Source organism: Actinomadura harenae (assembly GCF_003696215.1).
Lineage (GTDB): Bacteria > Actinomycetota > Actinomycetes > Streptosporangiales > Streptosporangiaceae > Spirillospora > Spirillospora harenae.
This window is the reverse complement of the sequence record NZ_RFFG01000014.1, coordinates 48,301-70,242: the sequence shown is the minus strand read 5'-3', so window position 1 is coordinate 70,242 and position 21,942 is coordinate 48,301. Positions and strand designations below refer to the sequence as shown.

Here is a 21,942-nt window from a genome sequence, read left to right as displayed (position 1 = left end):
GCGCCGGGGCGGGCAGCCGTCGACGGCCGCGTAGCGGGCGCCCTTGAAGCCGTAGAGAAAGTTCTCATCCGGCGCGGGCGTCACGGGTGTCACGTGGGTTAGGGCGTGAGGTTGCGGAGGGCTGTGCGGGTTTGGTCGGCGAGCCTGACGGCTGCGCGCGCACGTGATCAGGGTCGCCGAGGTCTCCGCCGCTGAGACGTTCGCCCGCGTCATGGGCGGGGCCGCGTAGGAGGGCCTGTTAGCAAGGGCGTTAGCAAAAGGCCCCCTTCCGAAGATCGGAAGGGGGCCTCTACCTGGGAGCCGCCTATCGGAATCGAACCGATGACCTATTCATTACGAGTGAGGTTCAGTCCTGCTCATCGGTCCCACCCACCCGGATCTACTATGCGCAATCGTCCGCGTGTGGCCGCATCCCTGCGCGTTCGTTGTCAGTCAGTTGGCCCGACCCCACCTGGCAACCTTGCCTCGCCAATTCTGCGTTCCCAGCCCTGGCCGGCCCCTTCGGGGCCGGCCTTTTCTTGTTTCTAGGCTGTCCCGCAGCCTTGGCCCAACGACGACCGGGTAGGTCCAGGCATAGCGGTCAGTGGAACTCACGCAGAGCGCCCACCTCGACCAGGTCAAGGTCCAGATCCCAAACGATCCCGCGATGGTCGCTGGCGTCGGTGGAGATGACCCGGTACCCGCTGATCGCAGGGACGAGGGCAGGAGTTGCATGGATCTGGTCGACGCGGATCCGACCGTGGGTGCCTGTCATCTGCAGGAGTTCGTCCCGCTCTTGAGGTGTGCTGGCGCGCTCGGCGGCGTGGGCAGCTACGTCGGTGAGGTCGCCACCCATGAGGACCTGGCCGACGATTCGGTTACCGCGCCACTCGTCGCCGGGCGAGGCGCGGGGCAGGCAGCGGGAGGCGCGGTTGTGCGGATGGATCTGTTCCCACGGTGGCTCGGGGTCGCCGAGCGGCATGTGGTTGATGTCGCCAGCTATGAGGCCGATGCCACCGGTCCGCCACACACGCTGGACGAGTTGTTGTGCTTCCTGCGCGGCGCTGGTCGCTGACGTCGGATCAAGGTGGGTGGAAATGACCGTGAGCGGCACTCCGTCGTCGCGGTCGAGCCCAATGTGAGCGCCGATGTAGCCGTGGTGGAGCTTTCTGCTGTATCGGACGTCGATGCCTTCAACGGTCAGCGATTGGCGCCAGGCGATCGCTGCGTTCAGGCAGCCCTCTGTGAAGCCTGTGGGCGACACCGCGATCCGCATGCCGAGATCGGTCTCCGCCTTCTCGCGCACCGCGTCGGACGCAAGCTCTGGCACCTCCTGCAGCAGGACCAGATCGGTGTCCAAGGCAAGAAGGTGTTCCACGTGAACCGGCCACCGCCCTTGGCTCCACGCGCCGTACTGGATGTTCTGGGACACGCATCGCAGTTGCACGAATTCCGCCTTCCCGCTGGTTCGTGATCGTATTCCGGGCGACAGTAGCCGCGGGCGGCGCTGGCGCGGGAGGCCCACCGCGAATGCCCGCTATCCGCGCGGCAGGGCGCTGCTGAGGGTCACAGCCATGTTCCACATCATGACCGCGCGCTCCAGCGCGGTCAGCCCGGTCACCTGCGTTCGCGCGACGCCTAGGGCGTCGTCCCGGCCCTGGGCGCTGATCTGCTGGCAGGCATGCAAAATTCGGGCGGCGGAGCGGCGGGTGATGGGGCTCGTGCCGGTCTCGTCCGGGATGGCGTCGGCGACGCTGGCTGGCTGGTGCTCAGCGCCAGCCTCCAGAGCCGCGTTGAGGTCCCACACTCCGGTCGGCGTCCCATCGTGCTCGAGAGGAAAGCCGATTGGCTCGACGCCCAGCGACGCGATCAGCACCAGCCACCATGCCAGCGTGTCCTCCACCATCTCGGCCGGAAATCGCTCCGCGAACGCCAGCGCGCGCCGCTGCAGCAGGTCGTACCACGCTCCCATCCCCGGGGCCAGGATCGCCGCCGAGGTCACCAGGTGCGGGTGAGCGCCGTCCGAATCATCGGTGAACGAGGCCAGCCAGCCCAGCGCAACGTTGAAGCGCCGGCCAACCGTCGGGAGCAGCCCACGAGCGTCGGTGCCGGTCAGCTCCCACAGCAGCTGCCACCTCGTCGGACCGGGCAGCTCCATCACCAGCTCGTCAAGCCGCCGGGCGTGCGCCGGATCGACCGACAACGTGAGCTCCCACAACTGTTTGACCAGCGGAACGCGCTCCTGGGCGATGACGGGCTTCTCGATCGGCGACAGTACCGCCATCAACCCGATCAGCTGACGCACCACCGGCGGGGAGTGAGGGCGATCGACCAGAGCGACAGATCTCATCAGCTCTTCTGGGCCGTCCAGTGCCGTGCTCAGCAACCGGGCCACCGTAGGCACCGGGCCATCCGCGTCAGCAGCAAGCATGCCACCGAACCTAAGGCAGCCAGGCAGACTGCGGGTAGTCACGCCCCACACCTGCGATCCAGCCGTGCCTTGATCCAGGCTGGCCACATTCGGCACGGTGCTGCGCGGCTCGCTCGTGCATTCGCGAGAGGTGCGAGGCGAATCCGCTGACGTGAGTTCTGCTGGCGAGGCATCAAGATCAAGCGGTTCACCAGGCCCCAGACGCCCCTTCCAACCTCGAAGGGCTCGTGGACGAGGCGATCCTGCGCGCCGGCGCGGGCCGGGCGAGCCCCCCGCGGAGCAGAAGATCTCCGTTAGGCATGAAGCATGGCAAGAGCGCTGAGCTCGCTGACTCGGACGGCCGTTGCAGCCTGGCAAGCCCCAGGACCTCGGGCTGCCTGCCGAGCCGGACCTAGACTGAGCGCACCAGTCTCCAATCAGGAAGGCTTCCCGGTTCATGGGCGACGTGACGGCGGGTGTCGAGTCCGCGATCCGAACCTGGATCGCGTCCGGCGAACTCGGTCCAGGGGACCGGTTGCCTTCAGAACGCGTTCTTGCCGAGCGGTTGGGGGCAGGGCGGACCACTATTCGCCAAGTGCTGGGCAAACTCGTCTCCGAGGACGTGCTCAGCGTCCGAAGAGGCAGCGGCTATTACGTGGCGTCGAGCAGGCGATTCGACAGTCAGAACAATCCGTTGGAGCCCTGGCGCTTGCACGGTGAGCGCACGGTCTACGACAACAGGTGGGTTCGGCTCAGCCTGGCGGACGTCGAGCCGCCGGGGGTCGACCGCTTTGAACACCACGTCGTCCACCTCCACCGTGTATCGATCGCGGTGGTGCTGGACGAGCGGGACCGCGTCCTGATGCTCTGGCGTTATCGCTTCGTTCCGAACAAATTCGGCTGGGAGCTCCCCGGCGGAATCGTGGACGAGGGTGAAGCTCCGAGGCAGACGGCATTGAGGGAAGTGGAAGAGGAAACGGGGTGGCGTCCGCGCACCCTGGAGCACCTCGTAACGTTCGAGCCGATGGTCGGGATGGTCGATTCGCCTCATGAGGTGTTCGTGGGGCGCGGCGCGGACAAGGTCGGGGAGCCGTCAGACGTTGAAGAGGCCGGCGAGGTTGCTTGGATCCCCTTGAGCGAGGTCCACCGCCTGATCCGGAAGGACGAGCTGTTGGGCTCGGGGACGCTCGTAGGGCTTCTTCACGTCATCGCCTATGGAGCTTGAGCCTCGGTTGGTCAGCTGACCGACTCGCCTAGCGTCGCGATCCGCCGCCGGTATCGAATCGACCCGGTGCGGTTGGCCAGGAGCTTGGCTTCCCGGACCTGCTGCGCGGCCTCCGCGTACTCGCTGCGGAACAGATGGGCCTGCGCTAGATCGCAGTGGATACCAGCGCGTGCGCGGACGAAGGTCGGGTCCATCGAGTCCAGGACAACGTACTGAGCTGCGACCGCTTCCTCGTCGCCGAGGAGGGTCAGGGTGTGTCCACGCCAGCGCTCGAAATGAACCGCGTTGAGGAAGACACTCGCCAGGTCAGGGTCGCGCGGCTCGTCTGTGTCGGGCATTGCCCTGGTCGCCCGGTCGAGCGCTTCGTGCGCTTTCGTGGGGTCGGAGGTGAGGGCCCGGAGCTCTGCCTCCGCGCAGGCGAGCCAGGCCCGGAGTCGCCCGGACATCTTGCTCCCGCCGATCCGTTGCGCCTCGACCACGAGATCAACTCCCAGGCCAGGCCGCCCTGCGTCCGCCAGGACAAATGCCTGCTCGCCCATCGCATGTGCGAGGTACAGGCTGTCCTCGGCCTCCTTTGCCGCCTGCTTCCCCTTCTCGTACTGCCTCCACGCGCGTTCGATCGCCCCGACGTCGAGCGCCTGCCATGCGGCGAGCGTGGCAGCCCCCGCCAGCTCCCGGGCGACCGGACGCCGAGCATCTGGCAGGACAGCGAATGTGAGGGCTTCCTCAAGCGCCCCCAGATGGGCGGTCATTTGATCGACGACGCTAAAAGTGCCGACCATGCGGTCCTGAGTGCGCAGAAGTTCGGTCTGGCTCGCGAACGTGGCGACCATCGACCGACTGACCGCATGTGCGGTATCGATGTGCCGGATGAGCTCCTCGTAGCCGTCTGCTTCCGCCGTCGGCTCGCGTTCGCCCAAGAGTTCCTCATCCGTCCATCCCAGGAGGGCTCTCAGGATGGTCCGGTATGGCTCAGAGACCCGGCGACGACCGTTCTCCCAGCCCGAGATGTAGGTCTTGAGGCTCGCGGAGTTGGCGATCACCAACTGGGGATGTCTCGCGACGTACCTCTCGATGTGGCCGAGAAGGTCGCTCTGTGACCACCCGCGGGCTTCGCGGGCCTGCTTCAACCCGAGTGACATGGTGACCGATCCAGGGGAAGGCGCGCTGTCCTCCGAGGATGCCGCAGCTCACACGCGCAGCAACAGGGGTTAACAGCCACCAGTTAACAGTGAACAGCTAGTCACCGTGTGCATCCACATCGTTCCCTGTCCATGCGGCTACGTCCGAGTCACTTGCCAAGTGGATCACTCTCAGCTCGTTGACAAGTGGTTCGAACCAGTTGCATGATTGGTGCGAACCAATCAGGAAGCTGGCGAACGCAGACGGACACACCGTCGCCAAGCGAACTTCCGGACAACTGAAGACGCGGTCCCGAGCGGGATGACGAATCACGAGGTCCCCGCCGTGGTCACCGCGATTGATCGTTCAAGAGTGCGGCGCTTGCGCCGTCCGGTCCGCATCAGGCCGTCCGCCGGTGCGGAGCGGAGGACACGAGACCGCTCAGCTCATCCTCGGCTTGATCACGGAGGTGCTTGTGAAGCACAACGGCCGTCCCCCGATCTCCGTCAGCGCCCTCCCCCTGAACCACGTGAACCTGCGCCGCCCTGACGGTGAGCGCCCCGACGGTGAGCGCACGATGATCGTCTGCCCGGACTGTGGGACCTGGGTGTCCCTCAAGCGGCACCTGGTGCTCCCCCACCGGATCAGCCGCTACACCGACAAGCAGATCCGCAACTTCGCCCTCGGTCGCCGTCCGGCCCCTGCCGCACGCCGACAGGAGCGGTGCCCCGGATCCGCGCAGCGGGTGATCACCGATCTGGCCTACGAGACCTGGCGTGCGCGGCTGGCCGAGGGAATCGCCGACGCCTCCACCCGGCGCAGCGCCCGGACCATGGTCAAGCCGACCCCGGCGCTCGCGCCGTCCCTGACGCAGATGGCCGCGGCACGACGTGATCGCGAGCGCGCCACGCGACCCTCGCGCGCCCGTGCCCTGGTCACAGCAGGCACCCCGACCAACGCCGTCTAGACCAAGTCCTTCCTCAGGCCCCACGCGAGCGCCCAGCCGAGCCCCGTCCTCACGGGGCGCTGGGCGCTCGCTGCTTCCCACCCGACGCCCTTGATGGGAGATCCCCATGTACGACCGCACCGTTTCGCGGTTGGTAGACCGCAACCTCGCTCACCAGCAGGTCCTCGACAAGCTCGTTGGGCGAGAGTCCATCCCGGCTGAGCCCGCCCGCGGATCGTGCCGTCCGCCGCTGCCGGTCTCGCCCTGCTGCTCCGCGCAGATGTCCGGTGGGCCCGTGGTGCTGTGGTGTGGTCAGTGCGGACACCAGGTCCACGGCTCCCACCTCGACCGAGAGGTCGCCGCGCCCGCGCAGGCCCCGGCCAGCGCCGATGGGCGGTGGACGCGATGAGGACCCGGACGTCCTGGAGCAAGCCCCGCAGCGTCCACGTTCCCGAGCCGGTCGGCTGGGAGCAACGGCCCTGCATCGACACCGGGGACGAGCTGTGGTTCGGCCCGGATGACGACGCCCCCCGAGAGACCCTCAAGGAGGCCCGGCGGCGGGTCCAGCTGGCCAAGCGGACCTGCGCCGAGTGCCCCCTGACGCTGCGGCGGCACTGCCTGGAGCAGGCGCTGAAGTTCCCGGCGGAGGAGCAGTACGGCGTGTGCGGCGGCCTGGACCACCACGAACGCCGTGCCCTCCTCAACGGCCGCGGCCGCTCCGCCGCCTGATAGCGATCCCCTATCTCCGTGAGGAACAACGCATGCCTGACTCCCCCGAACAGCAGATCACGCAGCTGGCCGTCCGTACTCTGCAGCTGGCCGCCGACATCCACGCCGCTTCGGCCCACCTTGAAGCCTCGGCCGACCGGTACGTCCGCGAGGCGCGGTACGACCTGTACGACGCTCACCAGGACGCCCTGGACACTGCCCGGCAGATGCTGGGCATCACGACGGCCTGGAGGGTGGCGGATGCCTCCCCGGGAGAGGGAGCGGCTGCCGCGTCCCCCGAACGGCACCTTCGTGGCCTGGCCGTCCGAGGTGTGGACCTCGCACGCGACATTTGCGTTCTCAGCGCCACGCTGAAGGCCGCCGACGAACGCGACCAGCAGGCGGGCTGGTGGCTCGCCGCAGCCGCCAACACCGCCCGCTGCATCCCTCGAGGGATTCTCCAGGCGGCGCTGATACTGCAGCGCATCGCCAGTGTCCCCGCCGACGCGTGCCGGATGGACATGCCCGTCTGCCCCGTCCACGGCGGGACCCTCGTCGAATCCGGGCGCCGCACCTGGTGCGAGGTGACCGGCTGCCCCCACGCCTGGGACTACTGCCGGTCGGACATCCCATGCCCCGCGCCGGTCACCCACCAGCTCGCCACCACCACCGGCCAGACCCGCCGGGTGTGCGCCGGCCACTCCATCACCGAACGCCGCCGCGGAGCGCACCCCACCCCGCTGGACGTCGCACGGCCGTAGCCGCCCCCGGCCTTCTCCTCCCTGCCGCCAGGACCTGATCAACCGCACAATCCATCCTCAGGAGGTCCGATGACCCGCCCCGACCACCACCTCACGTCCATCACCGACCAGCGTCCGCAGGCCACCATCCCCTCGACGCTCGCCCAGGCCTCTCGGGACGTCCCGCCGCTGGCGACGGCCTGGCGCGAGATCGAGGCCGAGGCCGGGGACGTGGCCGAGCTGCAGGAGCACGAGCTCCGCATGCGCCGCGTCCGCCTGGGCATCGGCGCGGCGTTCTTCACCGTCGGCGCGGGGATCACCGCGACCGCCCTGGCCTCGCTGCGCCCGGTCCCGCACCTTCCGGCCGTGACCGTCTCCGTCGTCCCCGCCGCAGTCGTCGCCGTCGCGGCGCTGGTCGGCTTGACCCGCCTGGCCCAGGACTTCACGATCCGCTTCACCGCCTCCTACCAGGTCACCCGGAACGGCTGGCGGGTGCGGGCGGCGCGGCGCTGGTACGCGCCGGGCTCCTACGTCCGCATGCGCAACGCGCCTGACGAGTTCGGCGCCGTCCTGAGCTGGGCCAACGATCCGGCCTGCGCCGAGCCGTGGGCGCTGATCCAGCCGAACGGGCAGGCCGCCCGCTTCGTCCCCCTCCACCAGGCCCAGCCGCTCCCGCCTCGAAGCCGCTGACCCGGCCCTTCTCGCACGCCCCGTTCGACGGCCCGCCGCCTCGCCACCAGGTTGAGACGGCGGGCCGTCCTCATGCAGATGGGAGCCCCATGAAGACGATCCCCCGATGCGCGCTGCCGATGGCGGCGCGCGAGTTCGAGTCTCTGGTCGCAGAAGTCAGGGACGTGTTGGACCGGTGCGGCGTCCCGGTCCACCTCGACCGTGACCGCGACCGGCTGGACGAGGCCTTGTGGGCCTTCATCCACCCCGACCTGGTCCACGGCGAGGAGGAGTAGCGCGGTGAAGTTCACCATCGACGCCAAGGCGTTCGCCGACACGATCGCGTGGATCGCGCGGGTCCTGCCCTCGCGCCCGCCGGTTCCGGTCCTGGCCGGGATCAAGGTCACCGCTACCGGAGGCGGTGTCGAGCTCGCCGGGTTCGACTACCAGGTGTCCGCTCGCGCCGACCTGGAGGCGGAGGTACATCAGGCTGGTGAGGCGCTGATGTCCGGGCGGCTGCTGAGCGACATCGCGCGCCTGCTCCCCGCTGGCCCTGTGCAGGTCGTGGTCGAGAACGCCACCTGCACCCTCACCACCCCCCACACCACCCACACCCTCCTGCTGATGCCCACGGAGGACTATCCATCCCTGCCCGAACCGCCCGCCGAGGCCGGCCGCATCGACGCCGCCGCCTTCACCACCGCCATCACCCAGGTCACAGTCGCAGCCGGACACGACCCAACGCTCCCGGTCTTGACCGGCGTCTGGATCGAGCTGGACTCGGAGAAGGTGATCTTCGCCGCGACCGACCGGTTCCGGTTGGCCGTCGCCGCTCAACCTTGGACGGTCACGGGCCAGCGAGGCGAGGACACTCTGCTGGTGCCCGCCGCGACCCTCGCGGACCTGGCCAAGCACCTGCCCGGCGGCGCCGACCAGCTCGCCCTCGGGATCACCCGCGACGGCGAGGCCAACCCCGTCGGCCTGTCGATCACAGCCGGACGGCGCGTCCTGCACACCAGCCTGGTCGACGCCAAATTCATCGCCTGGCGCAAGGTATTGGCCACCTCGCTCGTGTGGTCGGTGGTGACCGACACTCTGGCACTGGCCACGGCCGTCCGGCGGGTCGCGGTGGTCGCCGAACGCCTGGCCCCCGTCCGCCTCCACTGCGTCCCCGGCGACACCGGCCGCGACGACGGGAAGCTGGAGTTGCGGGCCTCCACCGGCGACGCCGCCTCGGCCCGCGAGACACTCTCCGCCCGCGTCGTCGCCGACCAGCCGATCGACATCGCCTTCAACCCGGGCTACCTGCTGGACGCCCTGACCACGACAGGGACGCCGCAAGTCTGCATGCGCGGCAGCACCGACAAGCCCGTCCTGTTGCTCTCCATGCCCACCGGCGCCTCCAGCGAGGACATCCCCGTGAGCCTGCCCGACGCAGGCGAACCCCTGCCCGGCCAGCACCGGCACCTGCTGATGCCCATCCGACTCACGGGATGACCTCAAGCTGCCACCGCCCGCTTCGCCATGCGGCCAAGCGGGCGGTGGCCGTCGGCCTACGCCGCTCAGTCATCGGCTCAGCCCTGGTCGAAGCCGTCAGCGGCCACGACCTGGAGCGCACCGCCTGAACCACTTCCCTTCTGGAGAGCTCCGTGGACTTCATCACCGCCCACGAGGTGTTTCGCCTCAACAACGCCGACGACCGGCTGCTGGCCTCTGACCGGGACAGCCGGTACGGGGCTTACCTGCGGGACCGGCCGCACATGTTCGTCACTTCCGACCCGGTGCCCTTCACGCAGTCGGCCTGGGAGATTGCTTGTGGGCCGATCATGTCCCCGCCCTACCTGGAGTGGCTGCCGGAGCGGATCCAGTCGGTCACCACCACAACCAGCGAGTACGACGGTTCGCTGATCGCCTGCGTGCAGATCGCCGTCCCTTGTCCGGCGCAGCTGCGGGCGTTGCCCGGCGTCCAGGGCTGGACCCGGGACAGCGCGTGGGGAGGCTCGCGCGGCTACAAGGCCCCCTACGACGACCGACTCGCCGACCGTCCGGCCCTGCTCACCAGTTCCTTGCTGATGGTGGCGATTCCGTCCGATCAGCTCCACCACCCGCAGGCCGGGGCCCTGCGTGTGGCAACGGTGGACGCGAAGGCGGCGGTGCGGCGGCTGGCCGAGCTGCTGGATGCTCATCTGGCCCCGATCTTGTCGGCTCTGGACCGGCGGGAGTCCTGGTGAGGATCCGCCTGACTGGCCTGCCCGAAGAACTGGACGCCGCCGTCGCTGAGCTGAGCACGGTGCTGCGGGTCGATGAGGTTTCCCGGCCCTACCCGGGCCGCAACTCGTCCCGGCTGGTCTCGCTCTACCTGGAGGCCCGCCTGTCCAAAGCCGCCTGCGCCTCTTCCGACACCCCCGACGACAAGAAAGCCCGGGACGCCGACACCGACAAGCGCTGACGTCCCGGGCACCCACTCCAACCGAATGGAAGGGGTCTGCTCATCATGACCGACCACATCCCCAACGGCCAGATCCTCTGGCCGAACGACGAGCGCGGCTACCGTCTGAACAGCCGGGTGCTGCCCGCCCAGGAGGCTGCCCGCGCGCTGGCCGAGGCACACCAGGAGATGCTGCTCCATCGTCCCGACTGGGCTCAGGGGCGCGCCGGGGTCGGTGCGGGCTTGGCGACGCTGGCGATCCAGCAGGAGCTGGCCGCCGTCCGCGCCGAGCTGCACACCGCGTCCGAGGCGCTGCAGGGCCTGGCCGCGGCGCTGACGACCGGAATCGACCGGCTGACCGCAGAGTTCCGCTTGGGCTGCGCCGAGATCGCCCAGCGGATTCCCGACGACATGACCGACCGGATCACCGATTCGGTCGCCGAGCTGCGTGACGAGCTGTGCACCGAGGTCGCCGAGGCCGGCGCCCTTCACCAGACGCATCAGGCCCGGCGCTCTTGGTGGCGTCCGTGGCGACCGGTGGACGGCGGTGACGACCAGTGAGCTGGGACGCCCGTTCCGAACGCATCACCGCGAAGGCCGTCGCTGACAAGGCCGCCGCCGAGGCCGAGGCCCTGCGTTCCCGCACCGCCATGGAGCGCGAGGCGGCACGTGCCGAGTTGGACGACCGGCGCAGCGCTGGCCGTCGCACCCGCCGGGCGGAGAGCCGTGCCGCTTTCGCGGGTGCCATCCGCCGGCGGGCCAGCCTGGCGTTGCCGGTGGTGGCGGTCGGATCTCCGGCGGTGTTGGCCTGGCGCGGCCAGGGGCAGTTCGCCGACACCCAGATGGGACTGGGACTGCTCTCGCCGCTGCTGCCGATCGCGATCGAGGGCAGCGTCCTGTACTGCGCCTACCTCGCTCATCAGGCCGTCGCCGCCCGCCTGCCCGCCGCCCGCTTCCGGGTGCTGAGCTGGCTGCTGGCGTTCGTCGCCGCCGGGATGAACTTCTGGCACGGCAGCACGGCGTCCGGCATGCAGGTCGGGGCTGCTCTCGCGGTCACCAGCCTGCTGTCGATCGTGTTGCTGGAGCTGACGATCGTGCTCCGCAAATCCCTGCAGGAGCAGGAGGTCTCCGGGCGGTCCGCGACCGAGATTCGGCGGCGGCTGATCCGCCGCCTGCGATACCCGCGGCTGAGCCTGTCGGCCGACGCACTGGCCGCAGCGCGCGGGCTGGACGCGGAGACCGCATGGCGTGCCGCGTGGGTCGAGCGGTACGGCCTGGGCCCCGAGGCGACCCGTTGGGACCGGCGCATCGCTCGCCGGATCCTGCGCTACGACCACCGCGCCGCCAAGCAGCTGGCGCGCGACACGGAGCTGACCATCGTCGACGGCCAGCTCGTCCCGGCCATCTGGTTCAACGACAACGACGGCACCACCCCCATGGCGCGGGGGGATGAGCAGCCGCTCGTGGACTCCTCCGCCTGGGACGACATCATCAGCCTCAACGTCCGAGAGCGGGCGCCCGGCATGATCGACGACATCGAGCGGTACCTGACGGAACAGGCCGACCGGCCCGGCGGGCCGCTCATGGAACTGCCGCCCGCCGCTGACGAGCGCACCACCGACCAGCGTGAACGGCACGCGGAACAGCGCTCTGACGAGCGCGGTGAAGAGCGCACGGGACGGCGGCGAGCCAAGCGTGAAGAGCGCCGCTCGTCGCATCGCAAGAGCGGCCGAGGTTCCGCTCGCCGCGCGCCGCAGGGCGCGTTCGAAGAGCGCCTGTCGGAGACCCGTCGGCTGATGGACGAGGCCGACAACCGGCTGTCCACCGCCGAACTCGCCGAGCGGCTGAACATCGGGCGATCCACCGCCCGCAACCTGCTGCGCAAGGTTCGTATCGAGCGTGGCCTGATCACCCCCATCCGGCGCGAGGACGGAGAAGCGTCATGACCATCCCCACCATTTCCACCGACGCCGTTCGCGCCGAGCTGGACCAGGCGCGGATCGACCTGCAGGTACTGCGGGAGCAGGAGGTGGCGCTGCGACAGACCGCCGAGAGCGAGCACGCCGCCCGCCGCAGGGCCGAGGCCGCCCGGGACGCGGCCGAGCTGGCGCGGGCCGAGACGCACATCGCCTTGGTGGGCGTGCTCGCGCACGCCCGGGCGGCCGTGGTGGCCGCCCGGCGCGGCTCCCCCGAGCCGCTGGCCTGGCTCACCGACGACCTCAACAAGTTCGGGCTGGCCCCGGACGACGACCCGGCCCTGACCTCGGCGCAGATCGCGGCGCAGCCGCTGGCGCTGCTGGTGACGATCGGAGGCGACCGGCCGTGATGACCTCGACCCGCTGGACAGACACCGCGGCCCGCGCCCTCCCGGCGCGGGCCGCGGTGTCTGCGGCGAGCATGCAGATCGTGCCCAGCTCCGGGCAGGCGCTCCACGTTGCTTTGACCGCTGCAGCGCTCACGGCTTTGGCCGCCGCGCTGGTGATGGCGGCGAGCTCGGGCTGCGCACGGCTGATGGCCTCGATGCGCGTCCCGGAGAACTGGCGCGACCACCCCAGGCAGTCGGCCGCCCGGCGGTGGGGCTGGGCGGTGACGTTGTGGCACGTCGCAGCGGTGCTGTGCACGCTGTGTGTGCTGGTGGGGGTGTGGTCGTGAGCGCCCTGATCATGACCGGCCGCGGCGGTCTGCCCGGCACCTTCGCCTCGACCGAGCGCGCGCGGCACCTCGTCGCCGACGCCCTGGCCGGCGCCCTGCCGGGCGAGGTCCTCGACGACGTGCTGCTGGCGGTCGGGGAACTGGCCGCCAACGCAGTCCGGCACACCGCCAGCGGGAAGCCAGGCGGAACGTTCGCCGTGGTCGCCGCCGTGAAGGACGGCCTGGTGCAGGTCGCGGTGATCGACCAGGGCGGCCCGACCTGCCCGGCCATCACCGCCGAGCCCGAGCTGTTCGCCCAGTCCGGACGCGGCCTGGCCATGCTCGCCGAGCTCGGCGAATGGGGCTGGACCGGCAACACCCGCGCCCGGCTCACCTGGTGGCGCCGCCCCCTCACCGCACCCGCGCCCCGGGCCGTTGCCGATGCGGAGGCCCGGTGATGGCCGGACGACGCCGCGCAGCGGGAAAGCCGCTGCTCAGCACCGTGAAAGCCGCCCGGGTCCGCGAACGCTACGCGGCGCGGTTCGCTCGAGCGGGCACGGTGAACGACCGGGTCTCGGCGGCGGCGGACTTCGTCCGCGCCGCGTTCGGCCCGGCCGCCGAGCCCGCCCAGGTCTCCCCTGTGGTGGCCGAGCTGCTGCAGGCCGCGGACCGGGTGTGGGCCGAGCGGCGCAGCGCCCAGGTGCAGGCCGATCTGGCCGCCGCCGACACCGGCAGTCGCCAGATCGCGATCGCGGCCCGCTACCTGCGGGCCGCGCTCGGCACGAGCCCATCCGGAAAGGCGACCGAGATCGCCGAGGCGACGGTGCAGCGCATGCGGCACGCCGCCGAGAACCAGATCGGAGGCCGGTGATGTTCGGCCGCGAACACAACCCAGTGCGGTGGAACGACCCGGTCGACGCACCGCCGCCGACCACCGACAGTCACTACCGAGCCGAGTCCACCCACGGACGGGTCGAGCGCGTATCCGCCCCGGCCGACCCGGACGGACCGCAGAGTGCACCGCAGAGTGCGGCCCGCACCGCGCACCCGCCCGGCGAGACGCTCAACGCGCCCAGGCGCACGTGCATGTGCGCGCACGCGCGCGAGGGTAGCGGATCAACCGCACAGTTGCCAGCGTGCCCTGTGCACCCGCTCGGCCCCCATCGGACCGCAGCACCAACACCGACGGACGACTCCGCTTCCACCACGAAACGTGACGACACGCCCGCGTCCGCCGCGGCTGCCGACACCCCCTCGGACGGGGCCCCCGCACCGCGCGAGGACCTCGACCACACCCCCGACCGGCCCGACATCGCAGACCAATGGCGGAGGGCACAGAAGCACGGCGCGGCAGCGCTGGCGTTCTGGACTCCGCCCGACATCTGGAGCCACGACCGGCCCTCCCTCGAACACGTCTGGGCCTATGCCGCCCGCGGCCCGTGGACGACCCCCTCGGGACCGCTGCGGTGGCTCGGCCGTGCCTATGCGATCCCTGCGGCCGTGCTGATCGGGCTGCTGTACGGGCTGGTGTGGGTCGTCGAACGGCCCTCCCGCCTGATCGCCGCGCTCGTGCTGCTGGCCGCGGCCGGCGCATGGCCACTGTGACCACTGCTCACCACAACGAAAGGAGGCCGACATGTCCAACGTCGGTCTGGTGGTGGCGCTGCCCGCTCTGCTGGTGCTGGTGGCGCTGAACAAGAAGCACAAGGGCAAGCCGAAGAACAAGCTCGCCAAGGCCGTCATCGCCGCCTTGGTGCTCCTGATGGCCTTCACCGTCGGCTGCGGGTTCGCCTACTCCTTCGTCGGCCGTTGGATCGCGTCAGGGGTGTCTGGACTCGCCCACCTGATCGGCGCGGGCGGCGGGCTGGCCATCGGCCTGACCGTGGTCGGGATCCTGTGGGCCACCGCGGACGTGATGTATGACCGCAAGGCCGACAAGGGCGCCCAGGGCTGGCTGATCTTCCTGCCGACGCTGCTGGCGCTGGTGGTCGGCGGGCAGCTCGGAGCCACCGGCGGCCAGGCCGTCGCGGTCTTCTTCGACCACGCGCACACCTTCCTCGCCCAGATGGGCGGCGCGTGATGGATCCGCTGACCGCGCTGGTGGTGGCGATGTGGATCGCGGGCCACTTCACCAAGAACGTCACACAGGACCTGACATGGAAAGCGCGCGGGGAAGACCCGCCGTCGTTCCGCCGCGAACAGGAGCGAAGGGCCAACGGCACCAACCGGCGGCCCTTCACCGAGCGCCGCGAGGCCCGCCGATTCTTCGTCAACGCCTGGGAGGACGCCTGGGAGAACGCCGACGCGCACCGAGCCCGCCGCCACGAGCAGCACGCCGACCGGCGCCGCGAGAGATGGGATCTGCAGGACCAGGTCGAAGGCGCCGAAAAGGACGGCCACGAACGCAACCGCGCGCTCGACGCCGCCGAGGACGCCGCATACGAACGCAACCAGCAGCTGCGCAACTGCCTGCGTTGCGGCGAGCTCCGCGACGTGGCCGAGCTCGCCGACATCGAAGTGAACGGCGTCCTACAGCCGCTATGCCCGCCGTGCGTGTACGCGGTGACCAAACCGGAATCGACCACCCAGCAGTTTCCCAAGTGCTGGCGCTGCGGCCGACTGACCTCCGCTCCGCGGGTCTATCACTGGCAGGGGGCGGACCGCATCGTGTGCCGCCCCTGCCTGCGCCACCTGCTGCAGCACAACAGCGTCGACGTCCCCCTGCCCGGCAACAACAGCACCCCCGGGGCTCGCTTCGCCAAGGAACCCGAGGCCGATGCCGAGCCCGGCCAGGCATCGAATCCGCCGCGTCCGGGGACCAGCGAGTTCTGCCCGCACTGCGTGGCCCGGGAGGGCTACAACGAGCAGGCGCAGCAAGCGATCATCCACGAGCCGCACTGCCCGCGAAACATTCGCGCCTCCCGGCCCGAGACACCCGCTCCTCAGGGGGTCCCCGCCGACCGGGCATCGAACCGGCCATGGCCAGGCACCAGCGAGCTCTGCCCGCACTGCGTGGCCCGGCAGCACGTAGGCCCGCAGGGGCGTTCGGCGATCGCCCACGAACCGCACTGCCCGCGAAACATCCCCGCCGTCCGACCGAAGACACCTGCCCCTCAGGGGGACTCCGCCCGGAACAACACCCACCAACCCGTTACCAGCGCCGATGCCGAGCCTGAACCGTCCAGGGAAGCCAAGCCGACGGAGCCGACCTCGGGTGCCGACACCAGCGAGAAGGAGGCCGACGATCCGCCTGTGCCGGGCACCTCCCGCACTTCTGACCAGAACGCGTCCGAGCCCGAGTCGGGAGAGGCGCAGGTCATCGAATTCAGCACGTGGCGGCGGGACCATCCCGCCGCCGACCACGGCACCACATCGACCACCAGCTCGGCCCCACTGGAGGGGACGACGACCGCCGCCGACGCGGCGGGAACCACGACGGAGGATTCCTTGAGCGCAGAGAGCCAGACCCTCAACGCGGCCATCACCTTCACCAACGGCATGGCCAACAGCGCCGGAGCAGCCCTGAACAACACCGAACTCTCGCTGACCGGACTGCGCGCCGGTGGCGTGACCGGTGACGCGCTCGCCGCGCTGGAGCTGGCCATGGAGGCGATGCAGCAGGCCCAGGCCGCCTACCAGCGCGCCAACACGGTCCTGGTCGGCCACCTGTCCGTCCGTGAGGCCTACGAGGCCAACCAGGGCGCCGGTAACCGCGAGTACGTCACCCAGGACTGACCCCCGGCTTCCGAGCCTGGGCGCGTGGAGCGCCCGGGGCGCCCACACCACCGCCGCGCGCCCCGTGCACGGCGGCCGGTGTGGGCGTCCCAGGTCTTCCACCCGCAACACCGCCCACGCCGACCCCGGCGAGCGACGACAACCAACACGAGGAGAACCGGTGAAGACCGCACGCCGAGCCAGCGCGGCACCCCGCAAACCCAACCCGCCAGACCGCGACACCGCACAGCCGGAAGCCGGTGCAGAACGGCCCGGCCGACTCTCGGCCGAGGGCCTGTTCGGCTCGGCACGTACCGACCTCACCGCCACCATCACGCTGACCTGGCGGCAGTGGATGCCGCACGCCCTCGCCGCCACAGTGGCCGGCACCGGGTTGGCTCTCCAGGCCATCACCGCGTCCGGGGCGGCGTCTCCGACCGAGACCGCGACGGTCGCCGCCGCGGTCACAATCCCAGCCGCCGTCCGCGCCTCGCAGCTGATGCGGCGGCGCCACCCTCGCTGGGCCCGCCGCACCCTGATCGCCGGACTCGGCATCGCCGCCTGGCTCACCACCGCGCCTTGGGGCGTCGGCCACGACCAACTCGCCGTCCTCGCCGGGCTTGAGATGGCGCTGGCCGCCCGCTGGTGGCAGATCCACCGCATCCCCCACCCGCCCAACTCCGACGACAGCGACATCGCACCGGACGCGGACGAGCCCGTGACGGAGCTGACCGACGACGACCTGTCGCCCTTCGCGCGGCAGATCAGCCTGCTCTGGGAGGAGCAAGTGGCGGTCAAGACCGGGCCCGCACCAAACTCCGAACTCCTCCTGCCCACCCCGACCCGCCACGGCTACGAGTGGAAGCTGAAGCTGGCCCCTGGCCAGCAGACCTACCCCGAGATCCTCAACCAGGTGGCGCGGATCGCCTCCGGGGTCGACGTCGGCGTCACCGACGTGATGATCGAGAAGCACCGCGAGCACCGATCCCCCTCCTGGTGCCGGTTGCAGATCCTGGAGAACTCGCCCATCGAGGGCAACGTCGACTTCACCGGACCGCGCCGCCTGGACACCCTCGACGGCGAACCCGGCTACGGCATCCTGCAGCTGGGGCCCTATGCCGACGGTGAAGGCGAGGCACCCTGGCGGCTGTACACGCCCGGCTCGATGTGGAGCGGCGTGGTCATCGGCGACAGCGGCATCGGCAAATCGCGAGTGACGGAGAACATCGTCATCTCAGCCGTGTCCCGCGGCGACACCGAGTACTGGTACATCGACCCCAACCGCGGCGGCTCCAGTCCGGCCCTGGCCGATCACGCCGACTGGTTCGCCACCGCCGACGACGCCGACGACGTCCTCGAGGCAGTGCTGTGCATCATCGACGCCCGCGCCGAGGAGAACGCCGTGATGCGGCTGACCGGATTCACCCCTTCACCCGACCGGCCCGGCCTCCTGGTCGTGATCGACGAATGCCACCGAATCTTCACCCAGGACAAGGCCCCCGAATGGGCCCGCGTCGCCCGTGAAGGCCGCAAGGTCGGCGTATCCCTGCTCCCCGCCTCCCAGTACGCGGGGATCATCACCTTCGGCAACAACGAGCCCCTGCGGCAGAGCGTGATGGCCGGAAACTCCATCGCCATGCGCGTCACCAGCAAGTCCGGCAAGGGCCTGATGGCCGGCCTGGAAGTCGACCCGCTCACCCTGCCCGAACTGCCCGGCTACGGCTACACCATGCGCTCGGAGAAGCTCGGCGGGCGCACCGCGCCGTTCCGCAACCGCAACACCACCCCCGGCGGCGACGCCGAGGCCCCCGCCCGGTGGCTGGCGATGCAGCCCCGTCCAGGCCTGGACACCCTGACCGTCACCGCGACCCTGGCAGCCGGAACCGCCTACAGGGACCGGCACGCCGTCGACGAGAGCGGCCGGTCCGCATCAGCCCGCCGGGTGGAGCAGCTGCGCGCCGGGCACCTGCCCGACGACTTCCTCAACGGCGCCAGCCCCAACGACACCAGCGGCCACCAGGCCATGCCGTCCGTCATGGCCCAGGTCATCACCTTCCCCACCTTCACGCCCGTCGCCGCAGCGCCCAAAGCAGCTGAGCCCGCCGTGGGGCAGCCGACCCCAGCCCGACAGCCCGTCGGCCTCAGCGACTCCCAGCAGGCCGTGTGGGCGGCCGTCGCCGCCGGATTCGACCAGCCCAAGGAGATCGGCGAGCGCGTCGGCCTGTCACCTCGCCAAACCCAGGCCCTGCTCCGCCAACTCCTCGAGGACGGCCACCTCACCCAACCCAAGTACGGCAGATACCGGACCGCGTCATAGCCCTCACGGAAGGAGCACCACCCGATGCAGTTCACCCGAACCCGCCGCGCCACCTCGGCGCCCGTCAGCGAGCGGCCGCCGTTCGTCCTCCCGACCACGTCCGCCATGCCCGTCCAGCCCGCGACCATCACCCCACGGCTGCGCGACAGGGTGCTGGACTGGGCCTCCCGCATCACCGCCGACACCGCCGACGAGGCCGAGGTCCTCGCGCACGCCGAGGCCATCCTGGAGTACCTGGAACTGGCCGACACCAGCGACGACCTGGACATCCGCGTGGACGCACTCGCCCGGGCCAGCATCAACCGCGGCTATCCCCACGACGGCGACACCATCGCCTTCCTGAGCTACGCCGGCTACCTGTACGGCTTCCTCGCCGACGCCCAGGACCCCACCTTCAGCCCGTGCGACATCGGCTCCGATCCCTGGCGGCGGATCGAGAGCACCGGGCCCAAGCGCGACTAGCCCCCGGCTACCCCAACGCCCCCACGGACGGGGCCTGGCCAACGCGATCCACCGCGCCCGCCAGGCCCCGTCCCCCTTTTGCCCAGCAAGGATCCGCATGCCTTCACCGGTGACCATCACGCTCCAGCCCACTTCACCGCCCGCCACCCGCAGCCCCGGCGCCCCAGCGCCGGACCACCCCTCGAGCACCGCCCTCGTCGGGGTGCTCGTGCTCGCGCTGATCGCCCTGTTCGTCGCCTGGCGGGCCAGCCTGGGCACCCATCCCTGGACCCGCTGCCCCAAATGCAAGGGCGACCCCCGCTCCTACCACCCGGTGTTCGGCCGCCACTTCGCGCTCTGCCCGCACTGCAACGGATCCGGCCGCGTCCTGCGCAAAGGCGCGCCACCGCAGTAGCCCCGCCTGCCCGCTCGCCCCGGAGGAGACCACGATCATGTCCACTCGTTCCCTGACCGCCTCCCGGCCTGGCCCGGTCCTGCTGACGGTGCACCTGCCGCACGGCGCCATCCAGACTCGAACCGACCCCACGATCACCACCGCCGAGGTCACCATCACCGGCACGGGCGACGCCCCCTTCGCCGAGGCCGTCCGCGACTCCGTCATGACCTTCGATCCCGAAACCAACTCGCTGATCGTGCGGGTCCCCGAACTCCCCGGCGGCACGCAGACCGTCGTCACCACCGGCGGCGGGTTCATCCATGTGTCCCAGAACATCGGCACCGTCCCCCGCGGAGCCACCGTGACCGGCCTGTCGTTCGACGGCGTCATCAGCTCCGGAAGCGGCAACATCATCGTCAACGGCGTGAACGTGGGAGCTGGCAACGGAACCACCGGGACCATCACCGTCACCGCACGGCTACCGGAGTCCTCCGGCGTGGTGGCCTTCACCGACAGCGCCGACCTCACCTGCGAGGGCACCAACGAAGGCGTGAAGTTCGAGTCCCGCTCCGGCAGCCTCGACGCCGACCGCACCCGCTCCCTGATCGCCCAGACCCGCTCCGGCCAGATCCGCGCCGAGGTCGCCGAGCACGTCACAGCGCACAGCGCCTCCGGGGCGGTTCGCATCGGCCAGACGATCGACGTTCTGGCCGAAACCGCCTCCGGCGCCATCGACATCCGCAGCTACCACAACGCCGGCACCAACGGCGCTGCGGCCCTGGAGTCCCGCTCCGGCAGCATCGCCCTCACCGCCACCGGCCCTGGCACCGTCCGGGCCCACACCTCCACCGGCGGGATCGACATCGCCGCCGCTCCCGGCTTCCCCGCAGACCGGCTGACCGTCCGGGCCGACAGCCGCACTGGACGAGTCCGCACCCCGCACCACCGGACCAGCCGCCGCTGACAAAGCGTTCACTCACCACGAAAGGGAACCCGTGACCAAGTCGTCCTCGGTGGACCGCATCGCGGCCGCCGTCCGGGCAGGCCAGCTCGACCTCGCCCGGACGCTCTTCGAGCGCGCCTATGCCGCCGCGACCACCGACAACGCCCGAACGGCCCTCCTGGCCGACCTGGCCCGGACCGTGACGATCCCAAGAGACGCCATCCTCGTCGCCCACATGACCCGCACCACCCACAACCCGGTGTGGACCACCTATGGATGGCGATGCGGCCCCTGCCACCGGCGCTGGGTCGCTGGCACGGGCGCTCCCGCCGTCGGCAACGGCTACAAGACCTCGAAGGGCGCGCTGAAGGGTGCCCGCACCCACGCCGATCGCCACCCCGGCATCCAGATCATCACCGAAGGGTGACCACACCCCGCGCCACCCGCCCCTACCGCCGAAGCCGCCACTGACGTCCACGCGGTGGGCGCTCTCCAGCGACACCGTCGAGCAGCAAGGGAGCAACATGCTTCACGCCACCTCGTCCCGTCCCGATCCCGACCAGATGGCCCGGCTCGCCGAGGACATCACCGACCGGCTGCGCGAGCACTTCCCCCTCGAGGGGGAAGGCGTCCGCCAGGCGCTCGCCCTGGCTGAGGAGGCCGGCGAGTTCCTGGCCGCCTACCGGCGCTGGAGCGGCCGCGCCCGCCGCGCCGGAACGCTCGACGACGTCGCCGCCGAACTCGCCGACGTCCTCATCACCACCTACGTCACCGCGCGCGTCCTCGGCATCCCCCTCGGCCATATCCCCGAGCTCCTGCCGGACGACGACCCCGACCTGCCCGTCATACGCCTGTTCCGGCTCGCCGCATGGTTCCTCGACAGCTACGTCAACAACGACGGCAAGGGCGCCGAGGTCTACCTGACATCCATCGCAACCGCCGCGCAGGACGCCGCGACCACCATCGGCATCGACCTGTGCGCGGCCGTCGACGCCAAAGTCCAGATCCTGTACGCCCGCGGCTGGCGCGACCCGCGCTGACCGCATCTGATCCGCACCCGCACGCGCACGCCCGGACGGCCCCGCGCCGTCCGGGCTTTTCTTCGCCCGGCCAGACCACATCCGTCACACGTGCCGCGAGTTCGCCGCCTCTGTGACTAGTCACAGACCCAAAACGCGCCCGCGCGTATGACTGCGTCACCACGGTCGACGAGCCCGACTTGGCACCCTCGTTGATCTTGTGCAACATTGGGCGCAGCGGCACAGGTGTGCC

27 protein-coding genes are annotated in these 21,942 nt (G+C 70.5%); 24 read left to right on the top strand and 3 right to left on the bottom strand.

The features are described from left to right. Window positions 1–580: 580 nt before the first annotated feature. A complete protein-coding gene (locus tag EBO15_RS10360; protein WP_147481445.1) occupies window positions 581–1,339 on the bottom strand; it encodes an exonuclease/endonuclease/phosphatase family protein in 759 nt (252 codons plus the stop codon). A 177-nt stretch (window positions 1,340–1,516) separates the two neighbouring features. After that, window positions 1,517–2,410 carry a hypothetical protein gene (locus tag EBO15_RS10355; protein ID WP_147481444.1) on the bottom strand — a complete coding sequence of 298 codons (894 nt, stop codon included), beginning with the start codon at window positions 2,408–2,410 and terminating at the stop codon, window positions 1,517–1,519. Window positions 2,411–2,846: 436 nt separating this feature from the next. Between EBO15_RS10355 and EBO15_RS10350 the strand changes: the two genes are divergently transcribed. Beyond that, window positions 2,847–3,614 (top strand): NUDIX domain-containing protein, encoded by a 768-nt coding sequence (locus EBO15_RS10350; protein WP_122194125.1) that lies wholly within the window; start codon window positions 2,847–2,849, stop codon window positions 3,612–3,614. A gap of 11 nt (window positions 3,615–3,625) precedes the next feature. Here EBO15_RS10350 and EBO15_RS10345 read toward each other — a convergent pair whose 3' ends face one another. Further along, the gene (locus EBO15_RS10345; RefSeq protein ID WP_122194124.1) at window positions 3,626–4,756 is read right to left on the bottom strand and encodes a helix-turn-helix domain-containing protein; all 1,131 of its coding nucleotides are present in this window, start codon (window positions 4,754–4,756) and stop codon (window positions 3,626–3,628) included. Window positions 4,757–5,211: 455 nt separating this feature from the next. Between EBO15_RS10345 and EBO15_RS10340 the strand changes: the two genes are divergently transcribed. The 23 genes from EBO15_RS10340 (at window position 5,212) to EBO15_RS10225 (ending at window position 21,710) form a co-directional block, all read left to right on the top strand. Further along, entirely contained in the window at window positions 5,212–5,703 is a 492-nt protein-coding gene (locus EBO15_RS10340) for a hypothetical protein (protein WP_147481443.1), read from the top strand. A 384-nt stretch (window positions 5,704–6,087) separates the two neighbouring features. Continuing rightward, window positions 6,088–6,411 (top strand): WhiB family transcriptional regulator, encoded by a 324-nt coding sequence (locus tag EBO15_RS10330; protein WP_147481442.1) that lies wholly within the window; start codon window positions 6,088–6,090, stop codon window positions 6,409–6,411. Between the two features lie 32 nt (window positions 6,412–6,443). Next, window positions 6,444–7,151 (top strand): hypothetical protein, encoded by a 708-nt coding sequence (locus EBO15_RS10325; protein WP_122194120.1) that lies wholly within the window; start codon window positions 6,444–6,446, stop codon window positions 7,149–7,151. 69 nt (window positions 7,152–7,220) lie between these two features. Further along, entirely contained in the window at window positions 7,221–7,820 is a 600-nt protein-coding gene (locus EBO15_RS10320; protein WP_122194119.1) for a hypothetical protein, read from the top strand. A gap of 89 nt (window positions 7,821–7,909) precedes the next feature. After that, on the top strand, window positions 7,910–8,095 hold the full coding sequence (locus EBO15_RS44115; RefSeq protein ID WP_122194118.1) for a hypothetical protein: 186 nt from the start codon (window positions 7,910–7,912) through the stop codon (window positions 8,093–8,095). 4 nt (window positions 8,096–8,099) lie between these two features. Further along, window positions 8,100–9,296 carry a DNA polymerase III subunit beta gene (dnaN, locus tag EBO15_RS10310; protein ID WP_158628178.1) on the top strand — a complete coding sequence of 399 codons (1,197 nt, stop codon included), beginning with the start codon at window positions 8,100–8,102 and terminating at the stop codon, window positions 9,294–9,296. A 152-nt stretch (window positions 9,297–9,448) separates the two neighbouring features. After that, window positions 9,449–10,030: a hypothetical protein gene (locus EBO15_RS10305; RefSeq protein ID WP_122194116.1), complete on the top strand. Its 582-nt coding sequence runs from the start codon at window positions 9,449–9,451 to the stop codon at window positions 10,028–10,030. Then, complete coding sequence (locus tag EBO15_RS10300) at window positions 10,027–10,248, top strand: hypothetical protein (RefSeq protein ID WP_122194115.1); 222 nt, start codon at window positions 10,027–10,029, stop codon at window positions 10,246–10,248. Before EBO15_RS10305 ends, EBO15_RS10300 begins: the two co-directional genes overlap by 4 nt. Window positions 10,249–10,293: 45 nt before the next feature. Continuing rightward, entirely contained in the window at window positions 10,294–10,788 is a 495-nt protein-coding gene (locus EBO15_RS10295; RefSeq protein WP_122194114.1) for a hypothetical protein, read from the top strand. Continuing rightward, window positions 10,785–12,173: a DUF2637 domain-containing protein gene (locus tag EBO15_RS10290; RefSeq protein ID WP_122194113.1), complete on the top strand. Its 1,389-nt coding sequence runs from the start codon at window positions 10,785–10,787 to the stop codon at window positions 12,171–12,173. Before EBO15_RS10295 ends, EBO15_RS10290 begins: the two co-directional genes overlap by 4 nt. Next, complete coding sequence (locus EBO15_RS10285) at window positions 12,170–12,553, top strand: hypothetical protein (protein ID WP_122194112.1); 384 nt, start codon at window positions 12,170–12,172, stop codon at window positions 12,551–12,553. The genes EBO15_RS10290 and EBO15_RS10285 overlap by 4 nt, the downstream gene beginning before the upstream one ends. Beyond that, window positions 12,550–12,879 carry a hypothetical protein gene (locus EBO15_RS10280; RefSeq protein WP_122194111.1) on the top strand — a complete coding sequence of 110 codons (330 nt, stop codon included), beginning with the start codon at window positions 12,550–12,552 and terminating at the stop codon, window positions 12,877–12,879. Before EBO15_RS10285 ends, EBO15_RS10280 begins: the two co-directional genes overlap by 4 nt. Next, window positions 12,876–13,316, top strand: a complete 441-nt coding sequence (locus tag EBO15_RS10275; RefSeq protein ID WP_147481441.1) for an ATP-binding protein — start codon at window positions 12,876–12,878, stop codon at window positions 13,314–13,316. Before EBO15_RS10280 ends, EBO15_RS10275 begins: the two co-directional genes overlap by 4 nt. Beyond that, the gene (locus EBO15_RS10270) at window positions 13,316–13,729 is read left to right on the top strand and encodes a hypothetical protein (protein ID WP_122194109.1); all 414 of its coding nucleotides are present in this window, start codon (window positions 13,316–13,318) and stop codon (window positions 13,727–13,729) included. The genes EBO15_RS10275 and EBO15_RS10270 overlap by 1 nt, the downstream gene beginning before the upstream one ends. Before the next feature lie 272 nt (window positions 13,730–14,001). Then, the gene (locus EBO15_RS10265; RefSeq protein ID WP_122194108.1) at window positions 14,002–14,463 is read left to right on the top strand and encodes a hypothetical protein; all 462 of its coding nucleotides are present in this window, start codon (window positions 14,002–14,004) and stop codon (window positions 14,461–14,463) included. 31 nt (window positions 14,464–14,494) lie between these two features. Continuing rightward, window positions 14,495–14,938 (top strand): hypothetical protein, encoded by a 444-nt coding sequence (locus EBO15_RS10260; RefSeq protein ID WP_122194107.1) that lies wholly within the window; start codon window positions 14,495–14,497, stop codon window positions 14,936–14,938. Beyond that, a complete protein-coding gene (locus EBO15_RS10255; protein WP_122194106.1) occupies window positions 14,938–16,593 on the top strand; it encodes a hypothetical protein in 1,656 nt (551 codons plus the stop codon). The genes EBO15_RS10260 and EBO15_RS10255 overlap by 1 nt, the downstream gene beginning before the upstream one ends. 160 nt (window positions 16,594–16,753) lie before the next feature. Continuing rightward, a complete protein-coding gene (locus tag EBO15_RS10250) occupies window positions 16,754–18,889 on the top strand; it encodes an ATP-binding protein (RefSeq protein WP_122194105.1) in 2,136 nt (711 codons plus the stop codon). A gap of 24 nt (window positions 18,890–18,913) precedes the next feature. Beyond that, window positions 18,914–19,351: a hypothetical protein gene (locus EBO15_RS10245; protein WP_122194104.1), complete on the top strand. Its 438-nt coding sequence runs from the start codon at window positions 18,914–18,916 to the stop codon at window positions 19,349–19,351. Window positions 19,352–19,448: 97 nt separating this feature from the next. Beyond that, the gene (locus tag EBO15_RS10240) at window positions 19,449–19,745 is read left to right on the top strand and encodes a hypothetical protein (protein ID WP_147481440.1); all 297 of its coding nucleotides are present in this window, start codon (window positions 19,449–19,451) and stop codon (window positions 19,743–19,745) included. Between the two features lie 37 nt (window positions 19,746–19,782). Beyond that, complete coding sequence (locus EBO15_RS10235) at window positions 19,783–20,691, top strand: DUF4097 family beta strand repeat-containing protein (RefSeq protein ID WP_122194102.1); 909 nt, start codon at window positions 19,783–19,785, stop codon at window positions 20,689–20,691. 31 nt (window positions 20,692–20,722) lie between these two features. After that, entirely contained in the window at window positions 20,723–21,097 is a 375-nt protein-coding gene (locus EBO15_RS10230; RefSeq protein ID WP_122194101.1) for a hypothetical protein, read from the top strand. A 97-nt stretch (window positions 21,098–21,194) separates the two neighbouring features. Continuing rightward, entirely contained in the window at window positions 21,195–21,710 is a 516-nt protein-coding gene (locus EBO15_RS10225; RefSeq protein ID WP_122194100.1) for a pyrophosphohydrolase domain-containing protein, read from the top strand. Window positions 21,711–21,942 lie beyond the last annotated feature (232 nt).

Excerpts from the sequence above, each read along its gene's own strand:
- EBO15_RS10355 (WP_147481444.1), bottom strand. The coding sequence starts at position 2,410 with ATGCTTGCTGCTGACGCGGATGGCCCGGTGCCTACGGTGGCCCGGTTG.
- EBO15_RS10350 (WP_122194125.1), top strand. The coding sequence starts at position 2,847 with ATGGGCGACGTGACGGCGGGTGTCGAGTCCGCGATCCGAACCTGGATC.
- EBO15_RS10345 (WP_122194124.1), bottom strand. The coding sequence starts at position 4,756 with ATGTCACTCGGGTTGAAGCAGGCCCGCGAAGCCCGCGGGTGGTCACAG.
- EBO15_RS10330 (WP_147481442.1), top strand. The coding sequence starts at position 6,088 with ATGAGGACCCGGACGTCCTGGAGCAAGCCCCGCAGCGTCCACGTTCCC.
- EBO15_RS10325 (WP_122194120.1), top strand. The coding sequence starts at position 6,444 with ATGCCTGACTCCCCCGAACAGCAGATCACGCAGCTGGCCGTCCGTACT.
- EBO15_RS10320 (WP_122194119.1), top strand. The coding sequence starts at position 7,221 with ATGACCCGCCCCGACCACCACCTCACGTCCATCACCGACCAGCGTCCG.
- EBO15_RS44115 (WP_122194118.1), top strand. The coding sequence starts at position 7,910 with ATGAAGACGATCCCCCGATGCGCGCTGCCGATGGCGGCGCGCGAGTTC.
- EBO15_RS10295 (WP_122194114.1), top strand. The coding sequence starts at position 10,294 with ATGACCGACCACATCCCCAACGGCCAGATCCTCTGGCCGAACGACGAG.
- EBO15_RS10285 (WP_122194112.1), top strand. The coding sequence starts at position 12,170 with ATGACCATCCCCACCATTTCCACCGACGCCGTTCGCGCCGAGCTGGAC.
- EBO15_RS10270 (WP_122194109.1), top strand. The coding sequence starts at position 13,316 with ATGGCCGGACGACGCCGCGCAGCGGGAAAGCCGCTGCTCAGCACCGTG.
- EBO15_RS10260 (WP_122194107.1), top strand. The coding sequence starts at position 14,495 with ATGTCCAACGTCGGTCTGGTGGTGGCGCTGCCCGCTCTGCTGGTGCTG.
- EBO15_RS10255 (WP_122194106.1), top strand. The coding sequence starts at position 14,938 with ATGGATCCGCTGACCGCGCTGGTGGTGGCGATGTGGATCGCGGGCCAC.
- EBO15_RS10245 (WP_122194104.1), top strand. The coding sequence starts at position 18,914 with ATGCAGTTCACCCGAACCCGCCGCGCCACCTCGGCGCCCGTCAGCGAG.
- EBO15_RS10240 (WP_147481440.1), top strand. The coding sequence starts at position 19,449 with ATGCCTTCACCGGTGACCATCACGCTCCAGCCCACTTCACCGCCCGCC.
- EBO15_RS10235 (WP_122194102.1), top strand. The coding sequence starts at position 19,783 with ATGTCCACTCGTTCCCTGACCGCCTCCCGGCCTGGCCCGGTCCTGCTG.
- EBO15_RS10225 (WP_122194100.1), top strand. The coding sequence starts at position 21,195 with ATGCTTCACGCCACCTCGTCCCGTCCCGATCCCGACCAGATGGCCCGG.